Origin of the sequence: Stenotrophomonas sp. TWI1149, from assembly GCF_039673155.1 — a bacterium.
Lineage (GTDB): Bacteria > Pseudomonadota > Gammaproteobacteria > Xanthomonadales > Xanthomonadaceae > Stenotrophomonas > Stenotrophomonas maltophilia_AA.
In genome coordinates this window covers 77,294-102,652 of record NZ_JBDJLB010000012.1, presented here as the reverse complement: position 1 = coordinate 102,652, position 25,359 = coordinate 77,294, and the positions used below count along the sequence as shown (strand labels likewise).

Annotated in this window: 26 protein-coding genes; 10 read left to right on the top strand and 16 right to left on the bottom strand. The window is 66.6% G+C overall.

Annotation, left to right across the window (positions count from 1 at the left end; translation table 11 throughout):
* Positions 1–3: 3 nt before the first annotated feature.
* Positions 4–951 (bottom strand): prolyl aminopeptidase, encoded by a 948-nt coding sequence (pip, locus tag ABE424_RS14600; RefSeq protein WP_346491171.1) that lies wholly within the window; start codon positions 949–951, stop codon positions 4–6.
* 197 nt (positions 952–1,148) lie between these two features.
* Here pip and ABE424_RS14595 point away from each other — a divergent pair, with 197 nt between their 5' ends.
* Positions 1,149–1,613, top strand: coding sequence for a prepilin-type N-terminal cleavage/methylation domain-containing protein (locus ABE424_RS14595; protein ID WP_346491172.1), 465 nt, complete (start codon positions 1,149–1,151; stop codon positions 1,611–1,613).
* A 62-nt stretch (positions 1,614–1,675) separates the two neighbouring features.
* Here the strand turns inward: ABE424_RS14595 and ABE424_RS14590 are convergent, their stop codons facing one another.
* The 3 genes from ABE424_RS14590 to ABE424_RS14580 are packed head-to-tail and all read right to left on the bottom strand — an operon-like array spanning position 1,676 to position 4,431.
* Positions 1,676–1,927, bottom strand: coding sequence for a hypothetical protein (locus ABE424_RS14590; RefSeq protein ID WP_179458850.1), 252 nt, complete (start codon positions 1,925–1,927; stop codon positions 1,676–1,678).
* Positions 1,924–3,270: a TFIIB-type zinc ribbon-containing protein gene (locus ABE424_RS14585; RefSeq protein ID WP_346491173.1), complete on the bottom strand. Its 1,347-nt coding sequence runs from the start codon at positions 3,268–3,270 to the stop codon at positions 1,924–1,926. Before ABE424_RS14585 ends, ABE424_RS14590 begins: the two co-directional genes overlap by 4 nt.
* A 21-nt stretch (positions 3,271–3,291) precedes the next feature.
* On the bottom strand, positions 3,292–4,431 hold the full coding sequence (locus ABE424_RS14580) for an SPFH domain-containing protein (protein ID WP_346491174.1): 1,140 nt from the start codon (positions 4,429–4,431) through the stop codon (positions 3,292–3,294).
* Positions 4,432–4,594: 163 nt separating this feature from the next.
* Between ABE424_RS14580 and ABE424_RS14575 the strand changes: the two genes are divergently transcribed.
* Both ABE424_RS14575 and ABE424_RS14570 read left to right on the top strand, forming a co-directional pair.
* Positions 4,595–5,221 (top strand): sigma-70 family RNA polymerase sigma factor, encoded by a 627-nt coding sequence (locus ABE424_RS14575; protein WP_346491175.1) that lies wholly within the window; start codon positions 4,595–4,597, stop codon positions 5,219–5,221.
* Positions 5,218–5,889, top strand: a complete 672-nt coding sequence (locus ABE424_RS14570; protein WP_346491176.1) for a ChrR family anti-sigma-E factor — start codon at positions 5,218–5,220, stop codon at positions 5,887–5,889. The genes ABE424_RS14575 and ABE424_RS14570 overlap by 4 nt, the downstream gene beginning before the upstream one ends.
* Here ABE424_RS14570 and ABE424_RS14565 read toward each other — a convergent pair.
* The 4 genes from ABE424_RS14565 to ABE424_RS14550 all read right to left on the bottom strand — a co-directional run bounded on the left by ABE424_RS14565 (position 5,879) and on the right by ABE424_RS14550 (position 9,957).
* Positions 5,879–7,603, bottom strand: a complete 1,725-nt coding sequence (locus ABE424_RS14565) for an EAL domain-containing protein (RefSeq protein ID WP_346491177.1) — start codon at positions 7,601–7,603, stop codon at positions 5,879–5,881. The two genes, ABE424_RS14570 and ABE424_RS14565, sit on opposite strands and share 11 nt — an antisense overlap.
* Positions 7,604–7,728: 125 nt before the next feature.
* Entirely contained in the window at positions 7,729–9,315 is a 1,587-nt protein-coding gene (locus ABE424_RS14560) for an SDR family oxidoreductase (protein ID WP_176988875.1), read from the bottom strand.
* A 189-nt stretch (positions 9,316–9,504) separates the two neighbouring features.
* Positions 9,505–9,699 carry a hypothetical protein gene (locus tag ABE424_RS14555; RefSeq protein ID WP_346491178.1) on the bottom strand — a complete coding sequence of 65 codons (195 nt, stop codon included), beginning with the start codon at positions 9,697–9,699 and terminating at the stop codon, positions 9,505–9,507.
* 6 nt (positions 9,700–9,705) lie between these two features.
* A complete protein-coding gene (locus tag ABE424_RS14550) occupies positions 9,706–9,957 on the bottom strand; it encodes a hypothetical protein (RefSeq protein ID WP_346491179.1) in 252 nt (83 codons plus the stop codon).
* Positions 9,958–10,076: 119 nt separating this feature from the next.
* Here ABE424_RS14550 and ABE424_RS14545 point away from each other — a divergent pair, with 119 nt between their 5' ends.
* The 5 genes from ABE424_RS14545 to ABE424_RS14525 all read left to right on the top strand — a co-directional run bounded on the left by ABE424_RS14545 (position 10,077) and on the right by ABE424_RS14525 (position 15,751).
* Positions 10,077–10,685: a sugar dehydrogenase complex small subunit gene (locus ABE424_RS14545; RefSeq protein WP_346501944.1), complete on the top strand. Its 609-nt coding sequence runs from the start codon at positions 10,077–10,079 to the stop codon at positions 10,683–10,685.
* 46 nt (positions 10,686–10,731) lie between these two features.
* A complete protein-coding gene (locus tag ABE424_RS14540; RefSeq protein ID WP_179458858.1) occupies positions 10,732–12,372 on the top strand; it encodes a GMC family oxidoreductase in 1,641 nt (546 codons plus the stop codon).
* The gene (locus tag ABE424_RS14535; RefSeq protein ID WP_346491181.1) at positions 12,369–13,766 is read left to right on the top strand and encodes a cytochrome c; all 1,398 of its coding nucleotides are present in this window, start codon (positions 12,369–12,371) and stop codon (positions 13,764–13,766) included. Before ABE424_RS14540 ends, ABE424_RS14535 begins: the two co-directional genes overlap by 4 nt.
* On the top strand, positions 13,763–15,034 hold the full coding sequence (locus tag ABE424_RS14530) for a carbohydrate porin (RefSeq protein ID WP_346491182.1): 1,272 nt from the start codon (positions 13,763–13,765) through the stop codon (positions 15,032–15,034). Before ABE424_RS14535 ends, ABE424_RS14530 begins: the two co-directional genes overlap by 4 nt.
* A gap of 132 nt (positions 15,035–15,166) precedes the next feature.
* On the top strand, positions 15,167–15,751 hold the full coding sequence (locus tag ABE424_RS14525) for a hypothetical protein (protein ID WP_346491183.1): 585 nt from the start codon (positions 15,167–15,169) through the stop codon (positions 15,749–15,751).
* Here ABE424_RS14525 and ABE424_RS14520 read toward each other — a convergent pair.
* Positions 15,719–16,159, bottom strand: a complete 441-nt coding sequence (locus ABE424_RS14520) for a response regulator (protein ID WP_346491184.1) — start codon at positions 16,157–16,159, stop codon at positions 15,719–15,721. The two genes, ABE424_RS14525 and ABE424_RS14520, sit on opposite strands and share 33 nt — an antisense overlap.
* A 137-nt stretch (positions 16,160–16,296) precedes the next feature.
* On the opposite strand from ABE424_RS14520, the gene ABE424_RS14515 reads away from it, so the two are divergent.
* Complete coding sequence (locus ABE424_RS14515; RefSeq protein WP_176988887.1) at positions 16,297–16,653, top strand: YkgJ family cysteine cluster protein; 357 nt, start codon at positions 16,297–16,299, stop codon at positions 16,651–16,653.
* A gap of 28 nt (positions 16,654–16,681) precedes the next feature.
* Here ABE424_RS14515 and ABE424_RS14510 read toward each other — a convergent pair whose 3' ends face one another.
* From ABE424_RS14510 to ABE424_RS14485, 6 genes are all read right to left on the bottom strand, one after another.
* Positions 16,682–17,794, bottom strand: coding sequence for an ABC transporter permease (locus ABE424_RS14510; RefSeq protein WP_346491185.1), 1,113 nt, complete (start codon positions 17,792–17,794; stop codon positions 16,682–16,684).
* Entirely contained in the window at positions 17,791–18,978 is a 1,188-nt protein-coding gene (locus ABE424_RS14505; protein ID WP_346491186.1) for an ABC transporter permease, read from the bottom strand. The genes ABE424_RS14510 and ABE424_RS14505 overlap by 4 nt, the downstream gene beginning before the upstream one ends.
* On the bottom strand, positions 18,975–19,991 hold the full coding sequence (locus tag ABE424_RS14500) for an efflux RND transporter periplasmic adaptor subunit (RefSeq protein WP_176988890.1): 1,017 nt from the start codon (positions 19,989–19,991) through the stop codon (positions 18,975–18,977). Before ABE424_RS14500 ends, ABE424_RS14505 begins: the two co-directional genes overlap by 4 nt.
* Positions 19,984–21,336 (bottom strand): TolC family protein, encoded by a 1,353-nt coding sequence (locus ABE424_RS14495; RefSeq protein WP_346477680.1) that lies wholly within the window; start codon positions 21,334–21,336, stop codon positions 19,984–19,986. The genes ABE424_RS14500 and ABE424_RS14495 overlap by 8 nt, the downstream gene beginning before the upstream one ends.
* Positions 21,337–21,476: 140 nt before the next feature.
* Positions 21,477–21,965, bottom strand: coding sequence for a cysteine hydrolase family protein (locus ABE424_RS14490; RefSeq protein ID WP_176988891.1), 489 nt, complete (start codon positions 21,963–21,965; stop codon positions 21,477–21,479).
* An 11-nt stretch (positions 21,966–21,976) separates the two neighbouring features.
* Entirely contained in the window at positions 21,977–22,846 is an 870-nt protein-coding gene (locus ABE424_RS14485) for an MBL fold metallo-hydrolase (protein ID WP_346491187.1), read from the bottom strand.
* A 95-nt stretch (positions 22,847–22,941) separates the two neighbouring features.
* On the opposite strand from ABE424_RS14485, the gene ABE424_RS14480 reads away from it, so the two are divergent.
* Positions 22,942–23,925 (top strand): helix-turn-helix domain-containing protein, encoded by a 984-nt coding sequence (locus tag ABE424_RS14480; RefSeq protein ID WP_346491188.1) that lies wholly within the window; start codon positions 22,942–22,944, stop codon positions 23,923–23,925.
* A gap of 23 nt (positions 23,926–23,948) precedes the next feature.
* Here the strand turns inward: ABE424_RS14480 and ABE424_RS14475 are convergent, their stop codons facing one another.
* The gene (locus tag ABE424_RS14475; RefSeq protein ID WP_346491189.1) at positions 23,949–25,358 is read right to left on the bottom strand and encodes a PepSY domain-containing protein; all 1,410 of its coding nucleotides are present in this window, start codon (positions 25,356–25,358) and stop codon (positions 23,949–23,951) included.
* Position 25,359: the final 1 nt, after the last annotated feature.

Below are 25,359 nucleotides of genomic sequence, written 5' to 3'. Positions count from 1 at the left end.
TCCCTACTGGCGGTCGGCAAAGGCATCCGTCGCACGCACCAGAGCATCGGCGGTCGCCGGTTCCATCGCGCTGTGGCCAGATACCACCATCTGCAGCGAGGCCTCCGGCCAGGCACACGCCAGGTCCCACGCGCTGCGCGCCGGGCAGATGATGTCGTAGCGGCCCTGCACGATCACCCCCGGCAGATGCCGGATGCGGTCGACATCACGCAGCAGCTGCCCATGATCGAGGAAGGCATGGTTGCGGAAGTAGTGCGCTTCGATGCGCGCCTTGGCCAGCGTGTGCAGCGGGTCATCGCTGGACACCGCATCGACGTCATGCTCCAGGGTGGCAGCGTGGTCTTCCCAGCCGAGCCAGGCCTGCGCCGCGGCGATGCGGGTCGCCTGGTCGGGGCTGTCCAGCCGGCGCCAGTACGCTTCGATCATGTCGCCGCGCTCGTCTTCGGGGATATGCGCCTCGTAGCGCGCCCAACGTTCCGGGAACACCCATCGCGCACCGCCATCAGCCTCGGCGAACCAGCGGTTTTCCTCGGCACGGCCGAGATACACGCCCCGCACGATCACGCCCGTCGCGCGGTCCGGGTGGGCCTGCGCATAGGCCAGCGCCAAGGTGGAGCCCCACGAGCCACCGAACACCAGCCAGCGCTCGATGCCGAGCAGGGCGCGGATGATCTCGACATCGGCCACCAGGTGCTGGGTGGTGTTGTCGCGCAGCTCACCGAACGGCGTGGAGCGGCCGCTGCCGCGCTGGTCGATCAGCACGATGCGGTAGCGCGCCGGATCGAAGAAGCGCCGATGGACCGGCGATACGCCTGCACCCGGGCCCCCATGCAGGAACACCACCGGGATGCCGTCGGGGGTGCCGCACTCCTCGACATGCAGCGCATGCAGCGCATCCACCGCGATGCGGTGCTCGGCGTAAGGGGTGGCAGGCGGATACAGGGTACGCATGGTGCGGATCTCGGCAGCAGGTCGACGTGAGGATAACCGTCGCTGTTTTCATCGTCATGTGCGCGTCTGCAAGAACTTGCAAATCCGCAACGAGCGACGCCTTTTCCAAGTTCTTGCATGGTGGCTGCCGCATCCAGGTGCTCTTCTGTTCTCCATCGGATCACTGCATCCAATGCGGCCAAGGAAGCGTAGAAACCATGAAGAGACTCTCCGCCAGCAACAGGTCAGCGGCCGGAAGCGCGCACGGCTTCACCTTGGTGGAGTTGATGATCGTGGTCGCGATCATCGCCATCCTGGCGGCGATTGCCTTTCCCGCGTACAAGAACTACATCGCCCGCGCACGGATGACCGCGATGGTGGAGGAGCTTTCCCGCGCCAAAGCGGCCGTGGTGTTATTGGTAGCCGAATCAGATGGCGGGTACCTTCCCTCCGATATCCCGCCCGCAGCATTGGGTTTGCAGGAGTCGAGCGAACTTTGCGAGAGGATCCAGGTCAGTACTCACTCAAGGGGCCTGAGGCTAGGTTGTAATTATGGACGCTACGGATATGTGGATTTGTGGTACCAGAGCGAGGAGGGGTGGACATGTCTTGTCGACAACTACGAGCTAAAGGGCTGGGCGCCGGAAGGCTGCCGTCATTACAACCTCCCCCCCGATCCGTAACCCATGTTGTCGATAGAGCACGCTTTCGCCGTCCATCTTCGCGGCAGTGAGTGTGCTCGCGCTCAACTACTGTCGCGCTGCACCCGCGTCCGATAGGCACCCACGTTGTCACCCCGGATGCGTCGCTCCTGCGTCCCCGTCACGGTATCGACCTTGCGGTCCGCGCCCGTCACCGGCTTGGCTTCAATGGTCGTTTCATGCTCGAACGCATGCGACTTGTCGGTGTTGCGGTAGTACCGGTACAACGCCCAGTACAACGCCGTCGCACCGGCCGGGCCGGCGGCAAGCAGCCAGAGTCCACTGTCATCGCTCATGAGGCAGCTACCAGGAAGAAGAGAACGAGGGCTTCAATGATCGTCCCAGTGGTGAGCGCCGCCAGCAGCAGCTTCCACTGCTGCACGGGCACGCTGCCCATGGTTTCACCGGTGCGGCCATTCACCGCGATGTAGTGCAGCATGCCGCCATTACGGCCAGGCTGGTGATACGAGTAAAGCCACACGGGCAGGTACATCGATACCCAGCGGGTACCGTGCACATCCACGCGCTCGCGCTCCCAGCGCACACCGCGATCGTAGCGGCGCACCGAGCCCTCGACCTGCGCCCGGGCGATCGACAGCAGCTGATCTTCCAGCCGCGGCCGCAGCTTCTCCACGTCGAGGTTGCGTTTTTCCGAGGTGAATCCCGCCAGATACGAGGCGTTCCACTTCAGCGCATTCTTGGTATCGAACGGGAGGATCGCGTTGATGATGTTGTTGGTGTTGGCCTGTGTATCCAGGTTGCCGCGTTCGGCCGAGGATTCCATGGTGAGATCGTCCACGGTGAAATCCACCTGGCGATCCACCTGGTAGACATCCGCGTCGTAGTAGGTCTGCTTGTTCTTCTCGGTGCCGCGCGTGTACTGACGGGTCTGGATTTCGCCCTTGCCGGACACGCTGGCGCTGACGTTGCTGTCCACGATCATGTAGGGCAGGTAGACGCCGGTGACGTTCTCCGGCGTGAACTGGTCCTTGAACGCCTTGAGCGCGAACAGGCGGCGCTTGTCCACGAACTGGCGGATGCGGGCGACCGCATCGTCCTTGCTGATATGGAACGGCAGCACCGCGTCCGGCACCGCGCCATTGGAAATCTGCTCGTTGACCCCGAACACATGGCGGCACCAGTGGCAGCGCGCCGTCATCGTGCTCTCGGTGTTGATGGTGACTTCGGCACCGCAGCCGGTGCACTTGAAGCTCATCAGGCTGGCGGTATCGGCCTCGATGTCGCGCGCACCCGAGGCGACCACCGTGCCGCGCAGCTCGCCGATGCCTTCGCCGAACCCGAAGGCCTCCTCCACGCGGTCGCCATGCCATTCGTGACGGCAGAACTGGCAGACCAGCACGTCGCTGCCCAGCTTGAGACGGATATCGCTGGAGCCGCATTTCGGGCAGCGGTTGAGGCCATCCTTGAGCTCTGCCGCCGAGGTGTCCAAGGCCACCGGGTCCGGCGCCTGCACCTCATCACGGATGGGCTGGGGCAGGGTGGCTGGATCGACCGGGAAACTGCCCGGCAGTGGTGGCACATCCCGGGGCGAGCCCGGGCCGGTGACCGGCGCCGCAGGAGAGGGCGGCAACGGCGGCGGGACCGCCGGGATCGGCGGGGGCATCTTGGGGTCGGACATGGTGTCGGTGCGCTCGGTGTCTTACAGCCCCAGCGCCTTGGCCTTGAGCTTGTCGTAGTCGTCCTGGGTGATCAGGCCGAGGTCCAGCATCTCTTTGGCCTTCTTCAGCTTGGCGACCGGATCATCCGCCGCCGGGGCGACCGGCTGCTGCATGCCGCCGACCCCGAGCATGCCCGAGGCCATGCCCACGCCGACCAGGCCGGCCGCGCCGCCGTTCTCGCCCGCCGACTGGATGCCTTGGGCAACACTGGCCTGCAGGTTGGAATTGCCACGCGAGCCGGCCAGCGCATCGGCGCGCTGCACGGTCTTGAGCAGCTCGCGGGTGTTGGCGTCGTACTCGATCGAGACAATGGCGGTCTTGACGATGGCCAGGCCACGGTCGGACTTCCACTGGTAACCCTGCTCGACGGCAGCGGACAGGCTCTGTGCAAAGCCGAGCGAATCCTGCTGCAGCTTGGTGATGCGGTTGCCCTTGCCCGGATCGTTCGTATACAGGCTGAAGGCTGGCGCGAGCGAGCCCACCACTTCATTGAACAGCTGGCTGGCGGCGGCGTTGTCCAGATCGGTGAAATCGAACACCTGGCCGGGCTGCAGGTAGCTGGCCGGCACAAAATTCTTCACGAACAGGATCGGATCGACGATCTTCAGCGTGTACGAGCCGCGTGTGACCGCGCCGACCTGCGTGCCGAGGAAACCATCGTCCCAGTAGATTTCGGACTGCGTGCCGAAGCGGTTGTCCGGCAGTTCCTTCAGGGAGACGAAGAAGGCCGCCTGCTGGGACCCTGGCTGGCCGCCGAACTTGAAGCGTTCCCAGCTCTGCTTGATCAGGGGGCTGACGAAGCCGTCGCCAGCGAAGATCGACTGCGAATTGGCATCGTCCGAGCGCCACTCGTAGCCGCCCGGTTCGGCGACGAAGCCGGTGATCGCACCGTCCTGGAACAGCAGCAGCCCATAGCCTTCCGGAACGACGATCTTCGAGCCGTTGGTGATGATGTTCGAGGAGGCGCTGGTGTTCGACCCGCGGCCGGCATTGGTGCCGCGCGGCACGGCCGCGAACAGCGCTGCCGTGGAGGGCAGGCCCGTCGGCACGGTGTAGAAGTCCTTCCACTGGTCGGCCAGAACGCCACCGACTGCCCCTGCCACTGCCTGACGAAGACCCATGACCCGCTCCCTGTGATTCGTGGCCGGACACCGTGCCCGCCATGCCCGGCTGACTATATCAGCAGCCAGGGGGGCGGCAGGAGGCGCCTGCATCCAATCCGCCCCGTTGTCCGTACAAGCAGCCATGAACCCCAAGTCGCCGATCGCCCGGAACTGGCCTACGATGGACGCCGATCCCTCTGCTGCAAGGTTGACGCCTTTCGAGGCGGCCCGGATGAGTGCCATTCCCGCGCAACACACTGCGGAGCTGAAGACCTGGGCTGCGGATGTGGCCGCGGTGGCGGGCGCGCGTGACCGTGAGTGTTTCATGCGCATCTACGACCACTTCATGCCGCGCCTGTGCCGGTATCTCAGTGGACTGGGGGCGCCCCAGGCGGTGGCGGAGGATCTGGCCCAGGAGGTCCTGTTGAAACTGTGGAACCGCGCCGATCTCTACGACCCGTCGCGGAGCGGGCTGGGCACCTGGCTTTATCGCATCGCCCGCAACCTGCATATCGACCGCGTGCGGCGGGAACACATCTGGGTGCATGCCCACGAGGTGGTCGAGCAGGCTGCCGAGCAGGATGACGGGCGGGGCTCCCTGGCCGAGCTGCACACCGAGCAGGTCCGGCTCAAGCAACGGCTGGACGAACTTTCCGCCACACAGGCACGGCTGATCCGGATGTCGTACTTCGAAGCAAAGACCCATGCCGAGATCGCGGACGAACTGAACATGCCCCTGGGAACAGTCAAATCGCACATCCGGCGGGCGTTCCTGCAACTGCAGTCGCTGATGGGAGAGAAGCGGTGAATCCTCGCCACCATCTGGACCCGGCCACCGTGCTGGCGTTTGCGACCGGCACGCTGGCAGCGGAGATGTCCGTGGTTGCTGCCGCGCACCTGGAGTCCTGCGCCCAGTGCCGGGAGCAGCTGCGCTCGGCCGAGCGCTTGGGCGGGGTGCTGCTTGAGCAGCAAGGATCGCCCCCGTCGGAAGAACATCGGCAGGCGGCGCTGCGGGAGGCGATGCTCGGCAGGCTGGATGCGGCGCCGCCCGCGGTGGCGCGGGTTGAGGTCGAGCGCAGCCGGGTGGGCTCGCACGATCCCGATCAGCTGCCCTCCGCGCTGGCACCGCATTTCGGGACGTCCTACCGTTCGCTCAAATGGCGGTGGATGGCGCCGGGCGTGCACTGCATCCGCGCCCCGGACCTGCCGTCGCTGATCATGCTGAAGATCGCGCCCGGTAAATGCCTGCCCATGCACAGCCATGGCAACAGCGAGCTGACCCAGATCCTCCGCGGTGCCTATGACGATTCGCTGGGGCATTTCGCACCGGGCGATGTGGCCGATCTCGACAGTGAGGTCGAGCATCAGCCGGTGACCACGCCTGGGGTGGCGTGCATCTGCGTTTCAGCGCTGGATGCGCCGCTGGTCTTCAGTGGCTGGTTCGCCCGCAAGCTGCAGCAGGTGTTCAAGCTCTGACGCCCGCGCCCTGTTCGAACACCTGCCTCACCGCGGCCGGGGACATGGGCCGCGCAAGCAGATAGCCTTGCACTTCGTCGATCCCCATGTCGGCCAGAACGTCCATCTGCGCTTCCTGCTCGACCCCTTCGGCCACCGTCAGATAGCCCAGCTCATGGGCCAGATGATGGATGGCGGACACCTTGGCGCGTGCGCGCCGATTGTCGGCGATGCCATCGATCAGCGACTTGTCCAGCTTTACGGTGTGGATAGGGAGGTCTGACAGGTAGCTGAAGTTGCTGTAGCCACTGCCAAAGTCATCAATCGCTACCTTGATGCCGGCCTCCGCCATCGCCGCGATGTGGTCGATCGCCGGTGACCCCGGACGCAGCCATTCGCCCTCGGTGATCTCCAGTTCGAGCATCGAGAACGGCAGCGCCCTGTGCTCGAGCTTGCTGCGGATGTCATGCCATGCCGAGGCGTTGGACAGATAACTGCTGGACAGATTGATCGAGACCGGAATGTCCTGTCCCTGGGCGCGCCACGCCTGGACCTGATCCAGCGCCGTGTCCAGCACCCAGGTGGTCACCTCGTCCATCAGTGCGGTCCGCTCGAAGACCGGAATGAACTCACCCGGGTTGATCGGCCCCAGGGTGGGGTGGCTCCAGCGGATCAAGGCTTCTGCCGAGACCGGGCGCCGACCGTCGCGGGTGAAACGGGGCTGGTAGTCGAGATGGAAGTCACCGTTCTGCGGCCCGCGCTCGGCATCCGAGGCCAGCCGGTAGGCGCGGTGCATCCGTTCGTCGCGTTGTTCGGAGTACCAGCAAAGCGCCTGGCGAGCGTCGAACGCGCCCTGCATGCTGACCAGCAGTCGTCGCAGCACGTCGTGACTGTCCTGCTCATCCGCATCGACGGCACAGATGCCGGCATGGAAGCGGGGGGACATCGGTACCGCGGCAGCCATCAACGGGCGCAGCATTCGCGTCCTCAGCTCCAGGACCAGGCTCTCGACATGGCCTGCTGTCGGCATGTCGACCACGAACGCGAACCGGGTTACCCCGACGTGGTACACCGTTGCGACGTCCTCCAGCGCGGTGCGCAGACGGACGCCGGCACGCCGGATCAGTGCTTCCAACGGGCGCAGCCCCAGCACTTGGCCCACCTGGTTGGCGCGCGGAATATCCAGCACGTCCACCGCCACGGCGTAAGCCCTTCCATCCGCACAGCGCGAGAGAATGCCCGGCAGATCCGCATGAAACTGGTGCCGGCTGGGCAGGCCACTGACCGGATCGAGGTTGCCGGAGAGGTTGCGCAGCTCCAGTTGTGCGATCACCAGCTCCGCCAAGGTGGCCAACTGTTCCTGATCGCGCGGGTCAAAGGTGCGCGGACGAGTGTCCATGACGCACAGCGCACCGATGGCGACGCCATTCTTGGCTACCAGCGGCGCGCCCGCATAGAAACGCAGGTGGGGACTGTGGGTCACCAGCGGGTTGTCCCGGAAACGAGCGTCCTGCTCGAGATCCGGGACGACCAGGACACCGTCGGAGGTGACGGCGTGGGCGCAGATCGACGAACGGATATCGGTCTGCGCCATGGGCAGACCGATCCGGGAAAGGAAGCGCTGCTTCACATCCCCCAGGACCGAGACGAATGCCACCGGCGCGTTGAAGGTGTAGCCAACAAGCGCGGTGAGCCGGTCCAGCGCAGGCAGCGACGCCACGCTGTCGACCTGCATGGCGCTCAGCACCGCGCGTCTTTCATCCAGGGGGGAGGGTGGGGGACTCATGTCGTATCGGAGGGGGGCGGGGGCCAGCGGCCTTCTGTCCATTCCATACGCGCCAAACGCCGTTCCGGATGCAGTTACCAGTCCGTGGGCGCGTAATCCTTCAGGAACTGGCCCCAGACGTGCTCGCCGGTGTTGATGCCGTGGATGATCGGATCGACGATGCGCGCGGCGCCGTCGACGATATCCAGCGGCGGGTGGAAGCGCTCTTCCTTGACCTTCTTGGCCGCGATATCCGCCGGATCCTCGTCGGTCACCCAGCCGGTGTCGACGCTGTTCATGTGGATGCCGTCGTTCTGGTAATCGGCCGCCGAGGTGCGCGTCATCATGTTCAGCGCGGCCTTGGCCATGTTGGTATGCGGGTGGCGGGTGGTCTTGAAGTTGCGGTAGAACTGCCCCTCCATCGCCGAGACGTTGACGATGTGCTTGTCGCGTCCCGGCGTGCGCAGCATCAGCGGCTTCAGGCGCGCATTGATGATGAACGGCGCGATGGCGTTGACCAGCTGGGTTTCCAGCAGTTCCACCGACGGCACTTCGGCCATGAGCATGCGCCAGGAGTTGCGGCCGCGCAGATCGACCTGCTGCAGATCCTGATCCAGGCGCCCGTCCGGGAACAGGTGCTGCTGGGCCACCAGCTCATCGTCCAGCAGCGGCACCTGGGACAGCTCGGCTGCACGGGTCAGGCCATTGGCGGCGTTGAAGTCGCGGCCCTGGACCACCGGCAGCGCGGCCGACCCGGTAGTACCGAGCAGCTCGGCGCTGCGCAGGCCCTCGTAATCGCCGATCAGCCTGCGCAGCGTATCGGGCACCTCCTGCAGCGGAGCGGTTTCACCGGCCATCATGTGCGCGTAGAACTGCGGCGGGCGACGCACGGTCTGGCAGGCGTTGTTGATGATGAAATCCAGGTGCGACCGCGTGGCCAGCAGCTCGTTGCAGAAGGCTTCCACGCTCGGCGTGTGGCGCAGGTCCAGGCCGTAGACCTGCAGGCGGTGACCCCATTCGGCGAAATCCGGCTCTTCGGCGTACCGCGCGGCCGAGTCACGCGGGAAGCGCGTGGTCACGATCAGTTCCGCACCGGCACGCAGCAGCTTCAGGCCGGCCTGGTAGCCGATCTTGACCCGCCCGCCGGTCAGCAGCGCGACGCGACCGGTGAGGTCGGCGGTTTCGGTGCGCTTGAAGAAGTTCAGCTCGGCGCAGGCCGGGCACATCTGGTCGTAGAAGTGATGCAGCTGGGTGAACTTCTGCTTGCAGACATAGCAGTGGCGCAGCTCCGGCGAATGCACCGGCTCAGGCGTAGCGTCGGCATGCTCGCCGTTGGAGGCATCGTGCAGGCCGGCGGCGTGCGGCGGGAAATAGTTCGGGGTGCTGAACACCGGCTTGCGGCGCAGGGCGCGGATGCCGGTCTGCTCCAGCAGTGCCTCGGCCTTGGCCACCTTCTCCTGATGACGCGCCTTGGCCTGCTGCTTCAGCTTCGCCCGGCGGGCTTTGGGCTCGGGGTGGTAGACCTTGGCGACGACCTGGTGAAGGCGGACGCGGTCAGCCTCCGGCAGCGTATCGAGCACGCTGCGGTCGGCTTCGATGGCCTCCAGCAGGTCCAGCGCGGTGCGCAGGCGGTCGGTCAGGGGCAGGTCGTCATCGGCAAGGGGCAGGGCGGTGGTATTCAATTCGGATCCGGAAAAGCGGCAGGAAGGCAGGCGTGCACGGCCGCGCAATGGCCGCCTGGGCGGGCATTCGCCGGCAGGCCGGGGCAGACGGTGGGCGGGTATTGTCCCTGATCCTGGGATTTGATGCCGGATCGGATGTTCAGCGGCCGAAAACGCAGGCGCGCCCTGTCCGGCCCCCGGCCGGCGCACTCAACCGGCCGACAGCGAGGCCTGCAGCGCGGTGGCAAGGGCCGCGTCACCGTTCACCAGCTCCGTCCACTTCAGGGTCAGACTGTTCCGCTTGCCCTTGGGCACCAGCTTCATGCCGTCCGGGTCGATCGTTAGCGTGTAGCTCTCGTCGCCAATAAGGACTTCCCGGCGCAACGGTTTATCGAGCGGCGTCATGACGGGTCATGGCTTCGGCGGCGACGCGTGTTTCGGCTCCGCGGAGGTCTCGGTGCCGTGGCCGGAGTCCTGCTCTTCGGAGGCGGCCGTGCCACTGCCGCCCCCGGGCACGTTGCGGGCGGACGCGTCGTCGGCAGGCGCGGTAGCCGCTGCAGGCTGCTCGATCGCATCGGCATGCTTGCCCTGCTCGGTATGCTCGTCCTGGCTGCAGGCCGACAGCGCGAGCGCCGCGAGGGCACTCAACAACACGATTCGCATGACGATTCTCCCGCAGTGATGACGAACCCGGGTTGTAGCGCCGACGCCGTTGGCGATGCGTGATCACGCCGATGATCACTCTGTGATGACAAGCGCATGGAGTACCCTTGCCGGCGTCGATGCTTAGCCGTTCCGTGGTCTACGGGCGGGGAGCCGGCGTGTTACGGAGCAGAGTTCACATCATGAGTATTCCCGAGGGATTGGACGAGAATCGGCGGGGGCACAGCCTCACACGAAGAGGCTTCCTGCTTGCGGTCGGTTCGGCTTCCCTGCTCGCGGCCTGCGGTGACAAAGCGCCCCCAGTGGCCACCGCTGCTGCGACGCCCCCTGCGGCCAAGGCCGATACCGCCTTCCTCGACCTCTCCCATGCCCTCACCGGCAAGACCGATCTGGATCCGGCCACGGCCGACCGGATCGAAAAGGCGTTCGCCCAACTTCAGCCCGGGCTGCATGCGCAGTTCCCCGCCCTCGCCACGCTGGCTGGGCAGGTAAGTGGTGCCACTGCGCTGGTCGCCGCCGCGGGCGAGGCCAAGCCCGCAGCGCTGGCGATCATTACCGCGTGGTACACCGGCACCGTGGGCAAGGGCGTGCATGCCGTGATCGTGTCCTATCGCGATGCGCTCATGCAGCGCTGCGTGGACGACGGCCTCTCCCCCCCGACCTACGTCCAGGGCGGACCCGCCTGGTGGACCGCCGCGCCGCCGGCCCCGATTCGAGCCCACGCATAAGCCTGCGCGGTTCTCTTACACTTTTCATAGCTCTGGAATCCCTCTCATGAAAGCTCCGGTTTTCCGTGATGGCGACGCCGATGCCGACGTCGTGATCGTCGGTTCGGGCGTCGTCGGTGCGTTGATCGCCCACCAGCTGGTGCGTGCCGGCAAATCCGTGCTGGTCCTGGAGGCCGGCCCGCGCTTGAACCGTTCCGATGTGGTCGAGAACTGGCGCAACGCCAGCTTCGAACGGCGGATCGGCAGCGACTTCCAGGGGCCGTACCCGCAATCGAAGTTCGCGACGGCACCGCTCTATTTTCCCGCCAACGATTACGTCGGCCTGACCGGCCCCGATGCCAGCAGCTTCCACCAGGGCTTCATCAAGGCGGTCGGGGGCACCACCTGGCACTGGGCGGCCTCCTGCTGGCGCCATCTCCCGGTCGATTTCAAGATGCAGTCCGCCTACGGCGTCGGCCGCGATTGGCCGATCAGCTACGAGGACATCGAGCCGTACTACTGCCGCGCCGAAGAGGCCATGGGTGTCTCCGGGCCGAACGATCCGGCGCAGCAGAGTCCGTCTGAGCGGTCCAAGCCCTACCTGGCCGACATGATTCCGTGGGGGAACGGTGACAAGGTATTCGCCGAGGTGGTCAATCCGCACGGCTACAATCTGGTGCCGATCCCGCAGGGACGCATGATCAAGCCCTGGAACGATCGTCCCGCGTGCTGTGGCAACAACAACTGCCAGCCGATCTGCCCGATCGGGGCGATGTACAACGGCGTCCATACCGTCGAGGCCGCCGAGGCACTGGGCGCCAAGGTGCTGGCCGAAGCCGTGGCGTACAAAATCGACACCGACGCGCAGAACCGGGTCACCGCCATCCACTGGTATGACAGCGACAAGGTCAGCCACAAGGCCACCGGCCGCAGTTTCGTGATCGCCTGCAATGCGCTGGAGACGCCGCGCCTGCTGCTGCTCGCGGCCAACGAACAGAACCCGAACGGCATCGCCAATTCGTCCGACCAGGTCGGGCGCAACATGCTGGACCACTCCGGCTTCCACTGCTCGTTCATTGCGGATCGGCCGATCTGGCTGGGGCGCGGGCCGGCGCAGTCCAGCTGCATGGTCGGGCCGCGCGATGGTGCGTTCCGCTCCGAGTACTCGGCCACCAAGATCATCCTCAACAACATCAGCCGCGTGGCGATCGCCACCGACCAGGCGCTGAAGATGGGGCTGGCCGGTGAGGCGCTGGACGCGGAAATCCGCCGCCGCGCGATCTACGGGGTGGACCTGTCGATCAGCCTGGAGCCGTTGCCCGATCCGACCAACCGGCTGACACTGTCCAAGACCCGTGTCGACGGCCACGGCCTGGCCTGCCCGGACATCCATTACTCGCTGGGCGACTACGCGCGCAAGGGCTACGACAAATCCTGCGAGCAGCTGCGGCACATCGGTACGCTGTTCAACGCGGAAGAGTTCGTGATCACCACGGCGCTCAACGCCAACAATCACATCATGGGCTCGACCATCATGGGTGCCGATCCGCGTGACTCGGTGGTCGACGGCGATTGCCGCGCGCATGACCACCCGAACCTGTGGCTGCCGGGCGGCAGCGCGATGGTCTCGGCCAGCGTGGTCAACAGCACCCTGACCATGGCCGCGCTGGCCCTGCGCGCGGCCGATGCCATCGAGCGTGCGGCATGAAGACCCTCCTGCTCACCACGATGGCGCTGCTGGGTGGCCTCAGCCAGACCGTGCGCGCCGACGATACGGTGGAGCGCGGGCGCTACCTGTCCGTCGCGGCGGACTGCGTGGCCTGCCATACCAGCCCGAAGCAGGGCAAACCGTATGCGGGCGGCTACGCAATCGCCTCGCCGCTGGGCGAGATATGGGCCAGCAACATCACCCCGTCCAAGAGCCACGGCATCGGCACCTACAGCGAGGCCGATTTTGCCAAGGCGGTCCGCGAGGGCGTGCGCAAGGACGGTGCCCATCTGTATCCGGCGATGCCGTACACCTCGTATGCCAAGCTGACCGACGAGGACATCCACGCGCTGTACGTCTACTTCATGCAGGCGGTGGCGCCGGTCGATGAGGAGGCCCACGCGACCGAACTGCCATTCCCCTTCAGCGTCCGCTCGTCCATGGCGGTGTGGAATCTGCTGTTCCTGGACAAGAAACCCTTCCAGCCCGATCCCGCAAAAGACGCGCAGTGGAATCGCGGCGCGTATCTGGTGGAAGGGCTGGCGCACTGTTCGAGCTGCCACAGTCCGCGCGGATTGATGATGCAGGAAGTGGGCGGCAAGGCCTTCGCCGGCGGCTCGCTGGGCGACTGGTATGCGCCGAACATCACCTCGCACCCGATCAGTGGCATCGGCGGCTGGACTGATGACGAGCTCGCCCAGTACCTGAAAACCGGCCGCGTGGCCGGCAAGGGGCAGGCGGGCGGTGGCATGGCCGAGGCGGTGACCAACAGCCTCTCCAGACTGCGCGATGAGGACATCCGTGCCATCGTGACCTACCTGCGCACCGTGCCGGCGGTAGCGGACAAGGACGCCACCCGTGCTGCTTTTGCCTGGGGCGATGCCGCCAGGACACCAGGCGAGCAGCCGGTTCGTGGCACGGACGCCCCCCTCGCGTCCGGTGCGGTGCTGTATTCCGGCCTCTGCGCGAGCTGCCACGGTTCGCGAGGCGAGGGCAGCCAGGACGGATACTACCCGTCGCTGATCCACAACAGCACCGTGGGCATGGCCCGTCCACAGAATCTCGTGGCCACCATCATCGGCGGCATCGACCGCGAAGTGGATGGCGAGCACGTGCTGATGCCGCATTTCTCGGAAGGCTCGTTCGTCCAGGCCCTGAGCGATGCCGACGTCGCGGCCGTCGCGAGCTACGTGCGGACGAGCTTCGGCCCCGGCGACCAGGTCACGGAAGCGCAGGTCGCGCTGATCCGCGACGGCGGCGAGAAGCCACTGCTGGCCAAGATCGCACGCCTGTGGCTGCCGCTGCTCATCCTGGGGCTTGCGGCCTTCATAGGGGTGATCCTGCTGCTGCGACGCGCCTGGAAAAAACGCACGCAGCGGAGGACCTCGGCATGAAGCGCACGTCTCTCCTGGCCGGCCTCGCGCTGGCGGCAGTCGCGGCCAGCGTGCCGGCGTGGGCGGCCGACCCGGCCGCGCCCAAACCCAAGCCCGTCGACACCATTGCCCAGACGCCGCTCAGTGCCGACTGGGCGGCCCGGATCTGGCTGCAGGACCGTGGCGTGACGCCGAGCGCCCGCATCGTGATCGCCACGGGTGTCAACAGCGATGGCTATAAAGGGACCGGCTGGTCGACCGCGGAGCACGTCGATGTTGGCGCCCTCATCGATACCGGCAAGGCCTTCGGCTTCGACGGCACGATGCGCGTGGTGCTCTCCGACCGTTTCGGCAATGCGGTCAATGACCGTTCGACCGGCTCCTATGTGCAGAACCAGGCCTTCTATGGCCAGGGGCAGAACCTGCGCTTCAACGAGCTCTCCTATGAGCGTTGGCTGCTGGACAAGCGGCTGAGCCTGAAGGGTGGGTTCTACTCGATGGGCAACGACTTCGGCGGCTTGCCGTACACCTGCAATTTCAACAACAACGGCCAATGCGGCCATCCGCTGGGACCGATCTACAGCTCCGGCTGGCTGGACAACCCGACCGGCCAGTGGGGCCTGCGGGTGAAGTGGGCCGATCCCTCGGGCTGGTACGCGCAGACCGGCATCTACGATGTCGTTCCGATGCGCAAGCAGGCCAACAGCGGGTTCCGCGTGTCCGATCGTGGCAAGACCGGCCTGTTCCTGCCCGTGGAAGTGGGCTACAGCCACGGCAACACCGGGGAGCATTACGGCGGCACCTACAAGGTCGGCTATTACCTGGATACGTCCAATGCCGACGACATCGGCAATCCGGCCGCACCGCGCGCGTCCCATCGCAGCGGCTCGTATATCCAGCTGGCGCAGCGCGTCCTGAAGCCCGAGGGCGACACGGTGCGCGGGCTGTCGGTGTTCGGGGTGGCGACACGCGCGGATGCCAGGACCGGCCTGATGCGGTACTCGTGGGAAGCCGGGCTGAGCTGGCGCGGCGTGGTGGCATCGCGCGAGGATGATGTCCTCAGCCTGGCGTGGACCCGCCTGGATATTTCCGATCGGCTCGCCCAGTACCAGCGCATCACCGGCAAGGACGTGCAGAGCAACGAGCAGTTCGTTGAACTGAACTATGGCGTGCAGGTCACGCCGTGGCTGATCCTGCGGCCCGCGGTGCAGTACGTCGCGCGCCCCGGGGCGTATGAAAGCCGTCCGGATAGCTGGGTGTTCACGCTGCAGGCGCAGGCGACGCTGTGAGGGTCGAGGGCCGGGCGTCCGTCTTGCGGGCGCCCGGCCTCGCGGTATCGCGGCGTGTCACCTTCGCGGTGTGCAGAACCGGCGGTGAGTGAGGGTCGCTACACTATGCGGCCACAGACAGGACCTTCCCCGTTGAATCCCCGCACTCTCACGTCCGTGCTGCTTCTGGCAGTCATCGGACTCGCGTCCGCGCCGATGGCGCTGGCGTCGAACCCCGCCGGCGCCTCGGTTCCCACCCGGACGCAGATCAATCAGGCGTTGAAGCTCATCAACTGCAAGGCCGATCGGAAGGCCTTCAGGACCCTGGCGTTCGCCATGCGCGACGTTCAAGACAGTGGGGAAGCGAAGGCGGGCTGGCAACCGATCGCCACCGAAGGTGAGGGCGATGGCATGCCGCCGGGCGGCATGATGGGCGTCATCGCGGAAATGCGGCTGCCGGCCCCTGTGCGGGTCTTCGGCCATGAGACCACCCGGTTGATCCTGTCGCGCATGTCCATCGTCGCGGCGTTCGATGATCCGGACGTTGCCAGGGAACTCACCGGGACGCTGGAGCTGGAGGGCCGGGGGGCAGAAGCGCCGCCGGGCGGGATGCGAGTGGTCCATTCCGCGCCCGAGGAGCACGGTGATGGCATCGAGGTCATCGCGCTGGTAGCGGATCGGATCGAGAGCGACCCGTCGCCCATCTCAGTCGCCGGCTGCCTTTACACCACCCGATGACGCCGGCCGCCTGGCCAGTGCCTCCTCGACGCGCTGCTGCAGCACCTTGACGTCGAACGGCTTGCTCACGAACGGCACCTGTTGATGCGCGCGTGGCACGACCTGGTAATACACCGCCGAGGCAAACAGGAAGGGCGTTCCAAGAGCCGCCAGGCGGTCTGCCACGGGGAACACCGGCCCGTCCCGGAGCTCGACATCCAGAATGGCGGCATCGAAGCGCTGGTGGGCGATGACGCTGAGCGCATCGCTCACGGAATAGGCGGGAATCGCCGTATGACCCGACTCGTTCAGCACTTCGATGAACAGCCGGGAGAGCTCGATCTCGTCTTCGACGACCAGTACGGTACGACCAGCAGAAGCAACAGCAGAACGGTTCATGGGGGCGGGGGCGGAATAGGAGACAGGCATGGTCTGCCTTCGGGTGTCAACGACGGGCCAAGGCCGTTTTCCTGTTCGTTGACACGGGTCCGGCCGGCGCCTGATGCGTACCCCGGGCGCCACGGTTGTAAAATGACCTCCCGTTGATGCCGCCGAGGCCCATCCCGATGCCCTACACCAACCGCGACGCGATACAGCGGTTGCGCGAGCAGATTCCCTCGTTCCGCTGCGTGGTGGGATGCCACGACTGCTGTGGCCCGGTCACCGCCTCCAGCGAGGAAGTGGCGCGCCTGCCGGTCAAGAGCGATGCCGAGCATGCCGCCGCGCTGGCCGAGCTGAGCTGCCCGTATCTCGGCAAGAACGGCTGCGAGGTCTACGAAGAGCGGCCGTTGATCTGCCGCATGTTTGGTACCACGCCGACGCTTCGCTGCCCCAACGGCCAGCGGCCGGTGTACATGCTGGACGAGGCCGTCGAGAAGGAAATCCATCAGTTCCTGCGCAGTACCCGGCAGGTGCTGATCTAGCCGGCAGCGGAACCGGGCGCGCACCCCGTCAGTTTGATCTGCGTGCGCCGAGGCGCCACACCGCCAGGCCGCCGTACACGACCAGCAGCGCCACCAGCGTCCACAGTTCGTGGCTGACTTCGCCCAGGCCGGCATCCATCTGGTTCAGGCGCACCATCAGGTTGATGCCGGGCGTGGTGGGCAGCAGGTGGGCCAGCGCGACCAGCGCAGGCGGCGAGGTGACCGCCGGCCAGGACAGGTTGGCCAGGAAGAACAGCGGGATCGAGCAGGCGATGACCACCTGGAACGCACGCTCGCGGGTGGCGAAGAAGCTGCCGACGAACAGCCCGAACGCCACGGTGGCGGCGATGAACAACGTGCCGCCCAGCAACTGGCCGATGGGATTGCCGCCGCGCGGATAGTCCTGCACCCAGGCGGTGAATCCCGCGTAGTAGAGCAGCCCGAGCAGGCCGATCGTGCCGAAGCCCACCGCCATGCCGGCCAGCGTCGGCAGGTCGAAGCGAAGGCGGCGGCCCAGCGCCAGTCGACGGGCGCCAAGCAGCACGCCGATGCCCATGAGCAGGGTCTGGTGCACGATCAGTTCGGCCACGCCGGGCACGATGGCACTGCCGTAGCCTTCCTGGGTGTTGAACAGCGGGCGCTGCACCAGGGTGATCGGCGGGGCCTGTGGCGCGCCCATGAACGCCGCCTGCGACACCGCCGCCTCGCGGGCGAAGGCGGTCAGGGCATCGGCCACGCCGCCGAGCACCCAGCTGGCGCGGCCCAGGTATGCCCCGTTGCCCATCAGCACCAGGTAGCCATGGCCGCCGCGCAGGATGTCGCGTTCGAGGTTGGCCGGGATCAGCAGGATGCCCTCGGCCCGGCCGGCCTCCATCTCTTCGCGCGCCTCGTCGACGCTGGCCGGCTGGTCGACGATGCGGACCGTGCGCAGGGCATCGACCCGGCGCAGCAGTTCCCGGCTGGTGGCGCTCTGGTCATGGTCGACCACCACGATGGGCAGGTTGCTGGCCACCTGGTGGCGGTAGGCGGCGGGGTAGAAGAACGAGTAGAGCACCACCGCGCCCACCATCAGCACCACCGCATAGCGGTCGGTGAGCACCGTGCGCAGGGTCAAGCGCAGGCTGGCGGCGAAACGGTTCATGCGCCGGCCTCGTTCTGCGCCGCCGGCGGTAGCGGATCCGGGCTGCGGGCGGCGGCGATCAAGCGCCAGCCACCGATGCCGCCGGCCACGAGCACCATCAGCAGCAAGGTGCCCAACGGCCACAGCGAGACGCTCCAGGGCGCGCCGACGAATTGTTGCTGGGCCTGGACCTTGACGTAAGCGGTGAGCGGCAGCAGCACGTTCCAGATCCGGGTGAACAACGGCGCATCCACTACCGGGAAGGTGGCGCCCGAGAATGCCAGGGCCGTGCCGATGCTCAGGCCGATCGCGGAGAGGGACGTGCCCATGTCGCGGGTGAGCCCGACAAACAGCAGCGCCACCGCCGCACAGGCCAGATAGAACAGCGGCTGGGCCAGCATCAGCAGCAGCGCACTGCCGGCGATGCCGTCGCCGCGGAGCAGGGCCAGGTAGAGCACGCCCAGCGCACCGTAGAGCGAGAACAGCGCGACATACGGCGCGATCTTGCCGGCGATGGCCGCCCACGGTGCGGCGCCCAGCCAGTCGCGCAGGTGACCGTCACGGACTTCACGGCCGAGGCTGGCCGCCACGGCAAGCGCGAGCCCCAGCGACAGGACCGCAGGGAACAGTAACGGCAGCAGGAACAGCTCATAGCTGCGTGCCGGGTTGTGCAGGATGTCCGATTGCACCGCGATCGGCGGCGCGCGCAGCGTGGCCGGACCCACCTGTTTGGCGATGCGCTCGCCCAGCAACCGCGCATTCCAGGCGCTGACCGCTTCAACGATATCGCGCACGGCCGACTGGCCGGTGGTGAGGTAGGTGGCGTTGTAGTACGCAAACACCGTGCCCTGGCGGCCGCGCAGCGCATTGCGTGTCGCATCGCGCGGTACCAGGACCACCGCGAATACCTCCAGCCGGCGTATCTGTGATTGCGCATCGGCCAGGCTGGACGGCTGGCTGGCCACGCGCACGCCCGGGCTGGCATCGAGCATGCGCGTCAGCTGGCGGCTCTCGGCACTGCGATCGAGGTCGACCACCGCGATCGGAATATCACGCATCACCGAGGCGGCGAACAACCAGGCCATCACACCCAGCATCAGCGCCGGGAGCAGGGTGACCAGCAGCAGATCGGCGCGGTCCCGACGCAGGTGGTGCAGTTCCCGCTGCAGCGAGGCGGTCATGCCCGCCCACACCGGACGGTTCATCCCTGCGGCCATGCGAACAGCACGCTCATCCCCGGTCGGAAGCCTTCGATACGGGCGACCGGGCGCAGCCGGATCTCGAAGCTGCGCACGTCATAGCCGGAGGATTGGCGGGTGGCGCGCCAGGTGGCGTAGTCGCCGGCCGGATTGATGAAATACACCTCGAACTCGGCATCGCGATCCAGCGCGGGCACGCTGCCGCGCAGCCGGCTGCCCACCTTCAGGCCGCGCATCTGCGACTCACGCAGGTTCACCGAGACCCACATGTGATCGATGTCGACCAGGGTGAACACCGGGTAGCCGGCGGGCACCAGCTCACCGATGTCGGACATGCGTTTGTTGATCTCGCCCGCCACCGGTGCGCGGCCGTTGACCTCGTCGCGGGCGGCGTTGACTTCGGCCACCGCGCCTTGTGCCTGGCGCACCTGGCCCTGCGCGGCGCGCTTGTCCTGGTCGCGGGCACCCGCCAGCGCCTGGTCGTACTGCGCACGCGCCGCATTGGACAACTCGCGCGAACTGCGCGCCTGGGCCAGGGCTTCGTCACGTTTCTGCCGCGTCATCACCCCTTCGTTGAACAGGTTCTGCACCCGCTGATAGGTGGCGTCGGCGAGGGTGGCACCGGCCTCGGCGCGTTTCCAGTTCGCCTGCGCGGCGCGGATATCCTCGCTGCGGGCGCCTTCGTCGGCCTTGTCGGCCACGGCGCGCGCCGCGTCCAGCGCGCCATGCGCCTGTTCTTCCTTGGCGGCGACTTCCGGGCTGTCCAGCACGAACAGCACCTGGCCGGCCTTGACCCGGTCGCCCTCGCGCACCTTCAGCTCGGCCAGCCGCGCGGTGATCTTGGCGGCGACGTTGACAGTGTCGGCGTCGGCCATGCCCTGCAACTGTTCGGCCGGGGTACGCCAGGCCAGCCACAGGCCGACCACCACCACGATCGCCAGCACCAGCACGATGAGGATGCCGAGCTTGCGCTTCTTCGGCGGCGGCGCGTCGGCCGGTGCCTGCAATGTGTCATTCATGCGCGATCACCTCGTCGCCGCGGCGGCGGAATTCTTCATATCGATCCATCTGTCCACTGATCTCCAGCAGCTGTGCCAGTGCCACGTCATACTGATAGGCCGCCTGCGCGCGCTCGACCTGCGCGCCGCCCAGTCCCAGGCGTGCATCGATCACGTCCAGCGAGGTCGCTTGGCCTTCGCGGAACGCCAGCTCCTGCAGGCGCAGGTTCTCACGGTTCTGTTCGATGCTGCTGTCCAGCAGCAGGTACTGCTGCCGGGCGGTATCCAGTTCGTACCAGGCCTTGCGGACGCCGAGTGTCACCTGGTTCTCGGCCTCGCGCAGGCCGGCTTCGGCCTGCTCCTGCTGCGCGCGGGCGGCGCTGATCTGCGCGGGACGCGAACTGGGCGACAGGAAGGTGTACTTGAGGCCGATGCCGAACGCCCAGTCCGGATCCGTCAGCATTTCATCGCGACGACGGAAATCGTACTGGCCGAACAGGAAGACGGTGGGCTTGAGCTTGGCCTGCTGCACCCGCACGCCTTGCTCGGCCTGCGCAACCAGGGCGCGCAGCCGCGCGATCTGTGGCTGCCGGGCCTGCGCATCGCGTTCGAACGTGGGCAGCGCCCCGATCGGCGCCCGGTGCACGAACAGGGGCGACAGCGGCCGGACTTCGCCACCACTGCGGAGCAGGGTGGCCAGCGCCGCCTTCAGGGTCTGGAGATCATTGAGCGATTTCTGGTACTCGCGCTCGGCCTTGTCGCGGGCCACGTTGGCCTGCAGACGCTGGGCACGGGTGGCGAAGCCTTCGCGCTCCAGTTTCAGGGCATCGTCGAGGTGACGCTGCAGGCCGTCGCGCACGTCACGGCGCACGTCCACCGCCTGTTCCGCCAGGCGCTGGCCGAAATAGGCCTGGGCCAACTGCACGCTCAAGGATTGCCGTTGCGATTCGCGCTCGGCGCTGGCCTGGTCGGTGGCACCGGCCGCCGCCTGCTGCGCGGCCGGGATCAGGCCACCGGTGTACAGCGGCAGTACCGCGGTCACCACCGGACGGGTCCGCCAGTCGCGCTCGGTGAACTGCAGGGGCGAGTCGATGCCGAAGGCCTCGGCGACCGGGGCCAGCGAGCCGAGGGGCAGGGTCAGGGTCTTCTGGAACTGCAGGCGACGCACTTCCCCGGTGATCTCCGGCAGGCGCAGCAGGCGGGTGGCGTCCTGCAGGTCCTGCTTGTTGCGCACCGAGGCATCCGCAGCGGCGAGGGCATCGGACACCTGTTCCAGCCGCTGCTGGGATTGCTGCCAGTCCAGAGCGGGAATGGCGGCGTCGCCCGGTGCGACCTGGGCGAAGGCAACAGCACTGCAGAGCAGCAGGGGGAGACTGGTAAGTCCTTTTAAAGCGCGCGTTGGCGGCCAGTGCCGGCTCACGAGGGGGCAGCTCCGTGGGGTGTGACGGCAAGAGGGTAGTGTGCGTCGCGTGAAGCACGAGTCTTCACGCGGGCACCTCCTGCGGGTCACACCACCTTGCAGCGCCCGGCCAATCCGGAGAGCGCGATGCCACTGATCATCGCGGTCGGCGCAGCGCAGCCCGCACCAATGATCGTGACGTCAACGCCCGCCGCTTCCGGCGACAGTGCCGTATGCGTGATGCAGTGCTGGGTCATCATCCCGACCAGTCGAATGGCCGAGACGTTCCGGGCGGCGAGTGTTTCGCCCAGCGCAGTGCCGAGGAAGCTGTCGGCCTGATGCTTCTCGATCACTGGACAGCCCTCCAGCGCCTCGGCAATGGCCGGATGCAGTTCCGCGCCCTGGGTTCCTGCGGCCATGAACGGACCATCGCTCGGTGCGATGTGCTGGATGCCCACGACCAGCTCACCGGCCTGCCTGGCCTGCGCGATCACGTCCAACGCTGCAGCCAAGGCCTGTTCGCTGTTTTCCAGCGGGAAGCGGCCGCCTGCGAAGTAGTCGTTCTGGATGTCGACCACGATCAGTGCAGTTTTCATGTTGTGCTCCTTCAGAAGTTCAGGGTTTCGCCATCTTCAGGAATCAGCACGCTGTCCTGGAGTGCTTTCTCACGGACGTAGCGGCGCAGGTCCGCACGGGAGACGGTCATGTGATTCACCGCATCCATGTGGACGGCGACGATCTTCGCCGTCGGCGCCAACGCATGGACACGCGAGGTGTCCTCCACCCCCATGATGATGCCGTTATCGAAGCCCTTGACCCGTGCATCGCCCGTGTTGAGCACGATGACATCGGGGGCATACCGCTTGATCGCGTCCCGTACGTCGCCGGTCCACACGGTGTCGCCAGCAAGGTAGATGGTGGGCTCACCGGGCTTCTGGAACACGAAGCCGGTCACACTGCCGAGCATCGTCGCCAGCGGCTCCACCTGGAACATGGCCGCCGAACCGTGCTGTGCGGTGACGCGCGAAATCGTCACGCCGTCGAAAGTGACGTGCGCGGGCAGGATGCGGACGTCAGCGAACCCCTTGCCGCGAAGCAGGGCCGCGTCCGCTTCATGCTGGACGAACATCGGCATCTGCCTCGGGATCAGCGTCTCAGCGGCGGGGTCCCAGTGGTCGAGGTGGGTGTGGGTCAGCAGGACGGCATCCACGTCCTTGAGCACCTGGCCCACATCGAAGGGGAGTTCGACGGTGGGGTTGCGCAGCTCGCTGCGATACGTGTCCGGGAAGCCTGGATAGGCACCCTTGGCGGCCAGCATCGGGTCCACCAGCAGCACGGTATCGCCGTAGGTGATCTTGGCCGTGGCATTGCGGATCTGCTGGATCGAGGTGGTCGTGGATGCCGGGCCTGCGGCGTGTGAGCTGGCCTGGATACCCAGGGCCAACACCGTGGCAAGTGCGAGGGACAGGAGTTTCATGCGTTTCTCTCAGGGTGAGCTAATGGCACCCAGATTGACGCGCGCGCGAACCTGTGAATACTGGCCTGAGAGACCAACATCGATGGAATCGGGCCATGGCCAGCGACCGTTCATACCCCCCTGCGGTCACGCCGCTGCAGGTCGTTGTGCTGGCGCCCGAGGGCGTCAGCGCGTTCCATCTGTCCGTGCCGCTGATGATCTTCGAGATCCAGCCGGAGGGTCAGACCTTGTTCCACCTGCGCATCGCCGCAGAACGCACGGACGTCATTTTATCGGGCGGGCAGGTAGGTGTAACGCCCCACGGGGGGCTGGAACTGCTTGACCAGGCAGATGTAGTGATCGTCCCGGGGTGGGCGGATCTGCACCTCGCCCCGAGCGCGGGCCTGACCGACCGGCTGATCGCAGCACATCGCCGGGGCGCGCATGTCGTCGGTCTCTGCTATGGCGCCTATGCGCTGGCCTATGCAGGATTGCTGGACGGGCACGTGGCCGCAACGCACTGGCTGGCCGAGGCCGATTTCCACGGGCGTTTCCCAGAAGTCAGCCTGGACATGAATGCCCTGTACGTCGATGAAGACCGAATTGTGACGTCGGCCGGCACCGGTGCGGCATTGGACTGCTGCATGTATCTGGTTCGCAAACTCTGTGGCGCGCGCCATGCCAACAGAATCGCCCGCATCATGGTGCTGCCTCCCCATCGCGAGGGCGGCCAGTCCCAATACATCGACCAGCCGATGCCGGCATCGCCGCAGGATGCACTGTTGAGCCGGTTGCTCGACTACATGCGCGAAGACCTGCAGCGGGATCAGTCATTGGATGAACTCGCCGAAAAGGTGGCCATGAGCCGGCGGACGTTTACCCGGCGCTTCCACAAAGCGACCGGCATGACGGTCGGCGGCTGGCTGGATGCCGAACGCCTCCGCAGGGCCAAGGACCTGCTTGAATCCACCTCGCTATCGATCGATCAGGTAGCGGAGCAATCCGGCTTCCGCTCGGCGGTATCGTTCCGCCAGAGCTTCAACCGGGCGTTCCAGGTGAGCCCGCGCGAGTGGCGGCGGGCATTCACGCTCACCGAGTAAGGCAGGCGCTGGCAACGGTTGATTCATGTCGCGCGCCAGCCACGGGTGGCGAGGTAATCCAGAACACCCACGACCAACAGCGACAGGCCCACCAGCGGGAACACCACGCCACCGATGCACAGCAGCGCGAAGACACCCGCCACGCTTCGCCCGTGCTTCGGCAGTGGCGGCACGCCGATCCCACCGATGGGCCGCCGCTTCCACCACATCACCGCACCGCTGAGGCAGAGCAGGAGGATCGCTGCGCACGCGACGATCAGCACCACACGGTTGACCGTGCCGTACTCGTTGCCGAGATGGACATTGATGCCCCATTCCAGTCCACGCCCAAGTGCACCGTAATCGGCGTAGCCCATGTCCAGCAGAACCCGGCCGCTGTACTGGTCCAGATGCACCACCCGCTGGCGCGAAAGATCCTCCGGATAGACCGAGGCGGTGTAGACCCCCATGGGCCCACGCGGCAGCGCGATGCTGTAGCCCGGCGCAAGGCCCAGCGCGTTGAACCGGCGCATGGCCGCGTCGATGCCGAGCGCGCCGGGCTGTGTCGACAGGTCGCCGAGTGGGCCGCCACCATGTGCGGCATGCCCGTCATCGGCAGCGGCGTGCTGGACATGCGGCACCGCTGAGACCGGCAGTTGTGCCTGCTCAATCGACCACGCTGGCGTGGTGGTGTCGGCAAGCCGATGCGCGGACATCGGCACGTCCACCCGCACTCCCGTCGGGTAACCATAGTCGTGACCGTTCGCCCAGGCATTGACCTGATGGCCCCAGACCACCGACCACGGCATGCCGGTGACGGCCAGGAACACGAGCACACCGCCCACCCAGACGCCGGTCACCGCGTGCAGGTCGCGCCAGAACAGCCGCTGTCGCGGCTGCCCGCGAACAGTGGTGATCCCACCGGTCTGTCCGCGCGGCCACCACAGGTACACGCCGGTCGCCACCAGCAGGATGGCCCAGCCGGCGGCGATCTCGATCAGTGCACTGGCGTAATCACCGAGCAGATCGAGGCTGTGCAGCTGCCGCACCACGCCCGAGAACGTCCCCTTGTCCGGCAGGTGCCCGAGCACCTGCGCGGTGCCCGGGTCGACGTAGTAGACCTGCCGTCGACCGTCGGCCTCCTGTACGCCGATCTCGATGCTGCCGTCGGCGTACTCCGGAGTGGTGTAACGGAAGATCTCCCCGTGACTGACGGCGTTGACGGCCGCCAGCTGGGCGCTGGCAGGCGAGGGTGGCACCGCTGCGTTCTGCACTACCTTCAGATCGTAATGGATCCAGCGATCGATCGGCTTCTGGTAGACGTATACCGCGCCGGTCAGCGCCAGCCAGGCGATGAAGGGCAGCACGAACAGGCCGGCATAGAAGTGCCACCGCCACACCGCGCGGTAGAAACGCCAGCGATCCGATGCACGCGGGTTAGCAGGGGTTGGCATG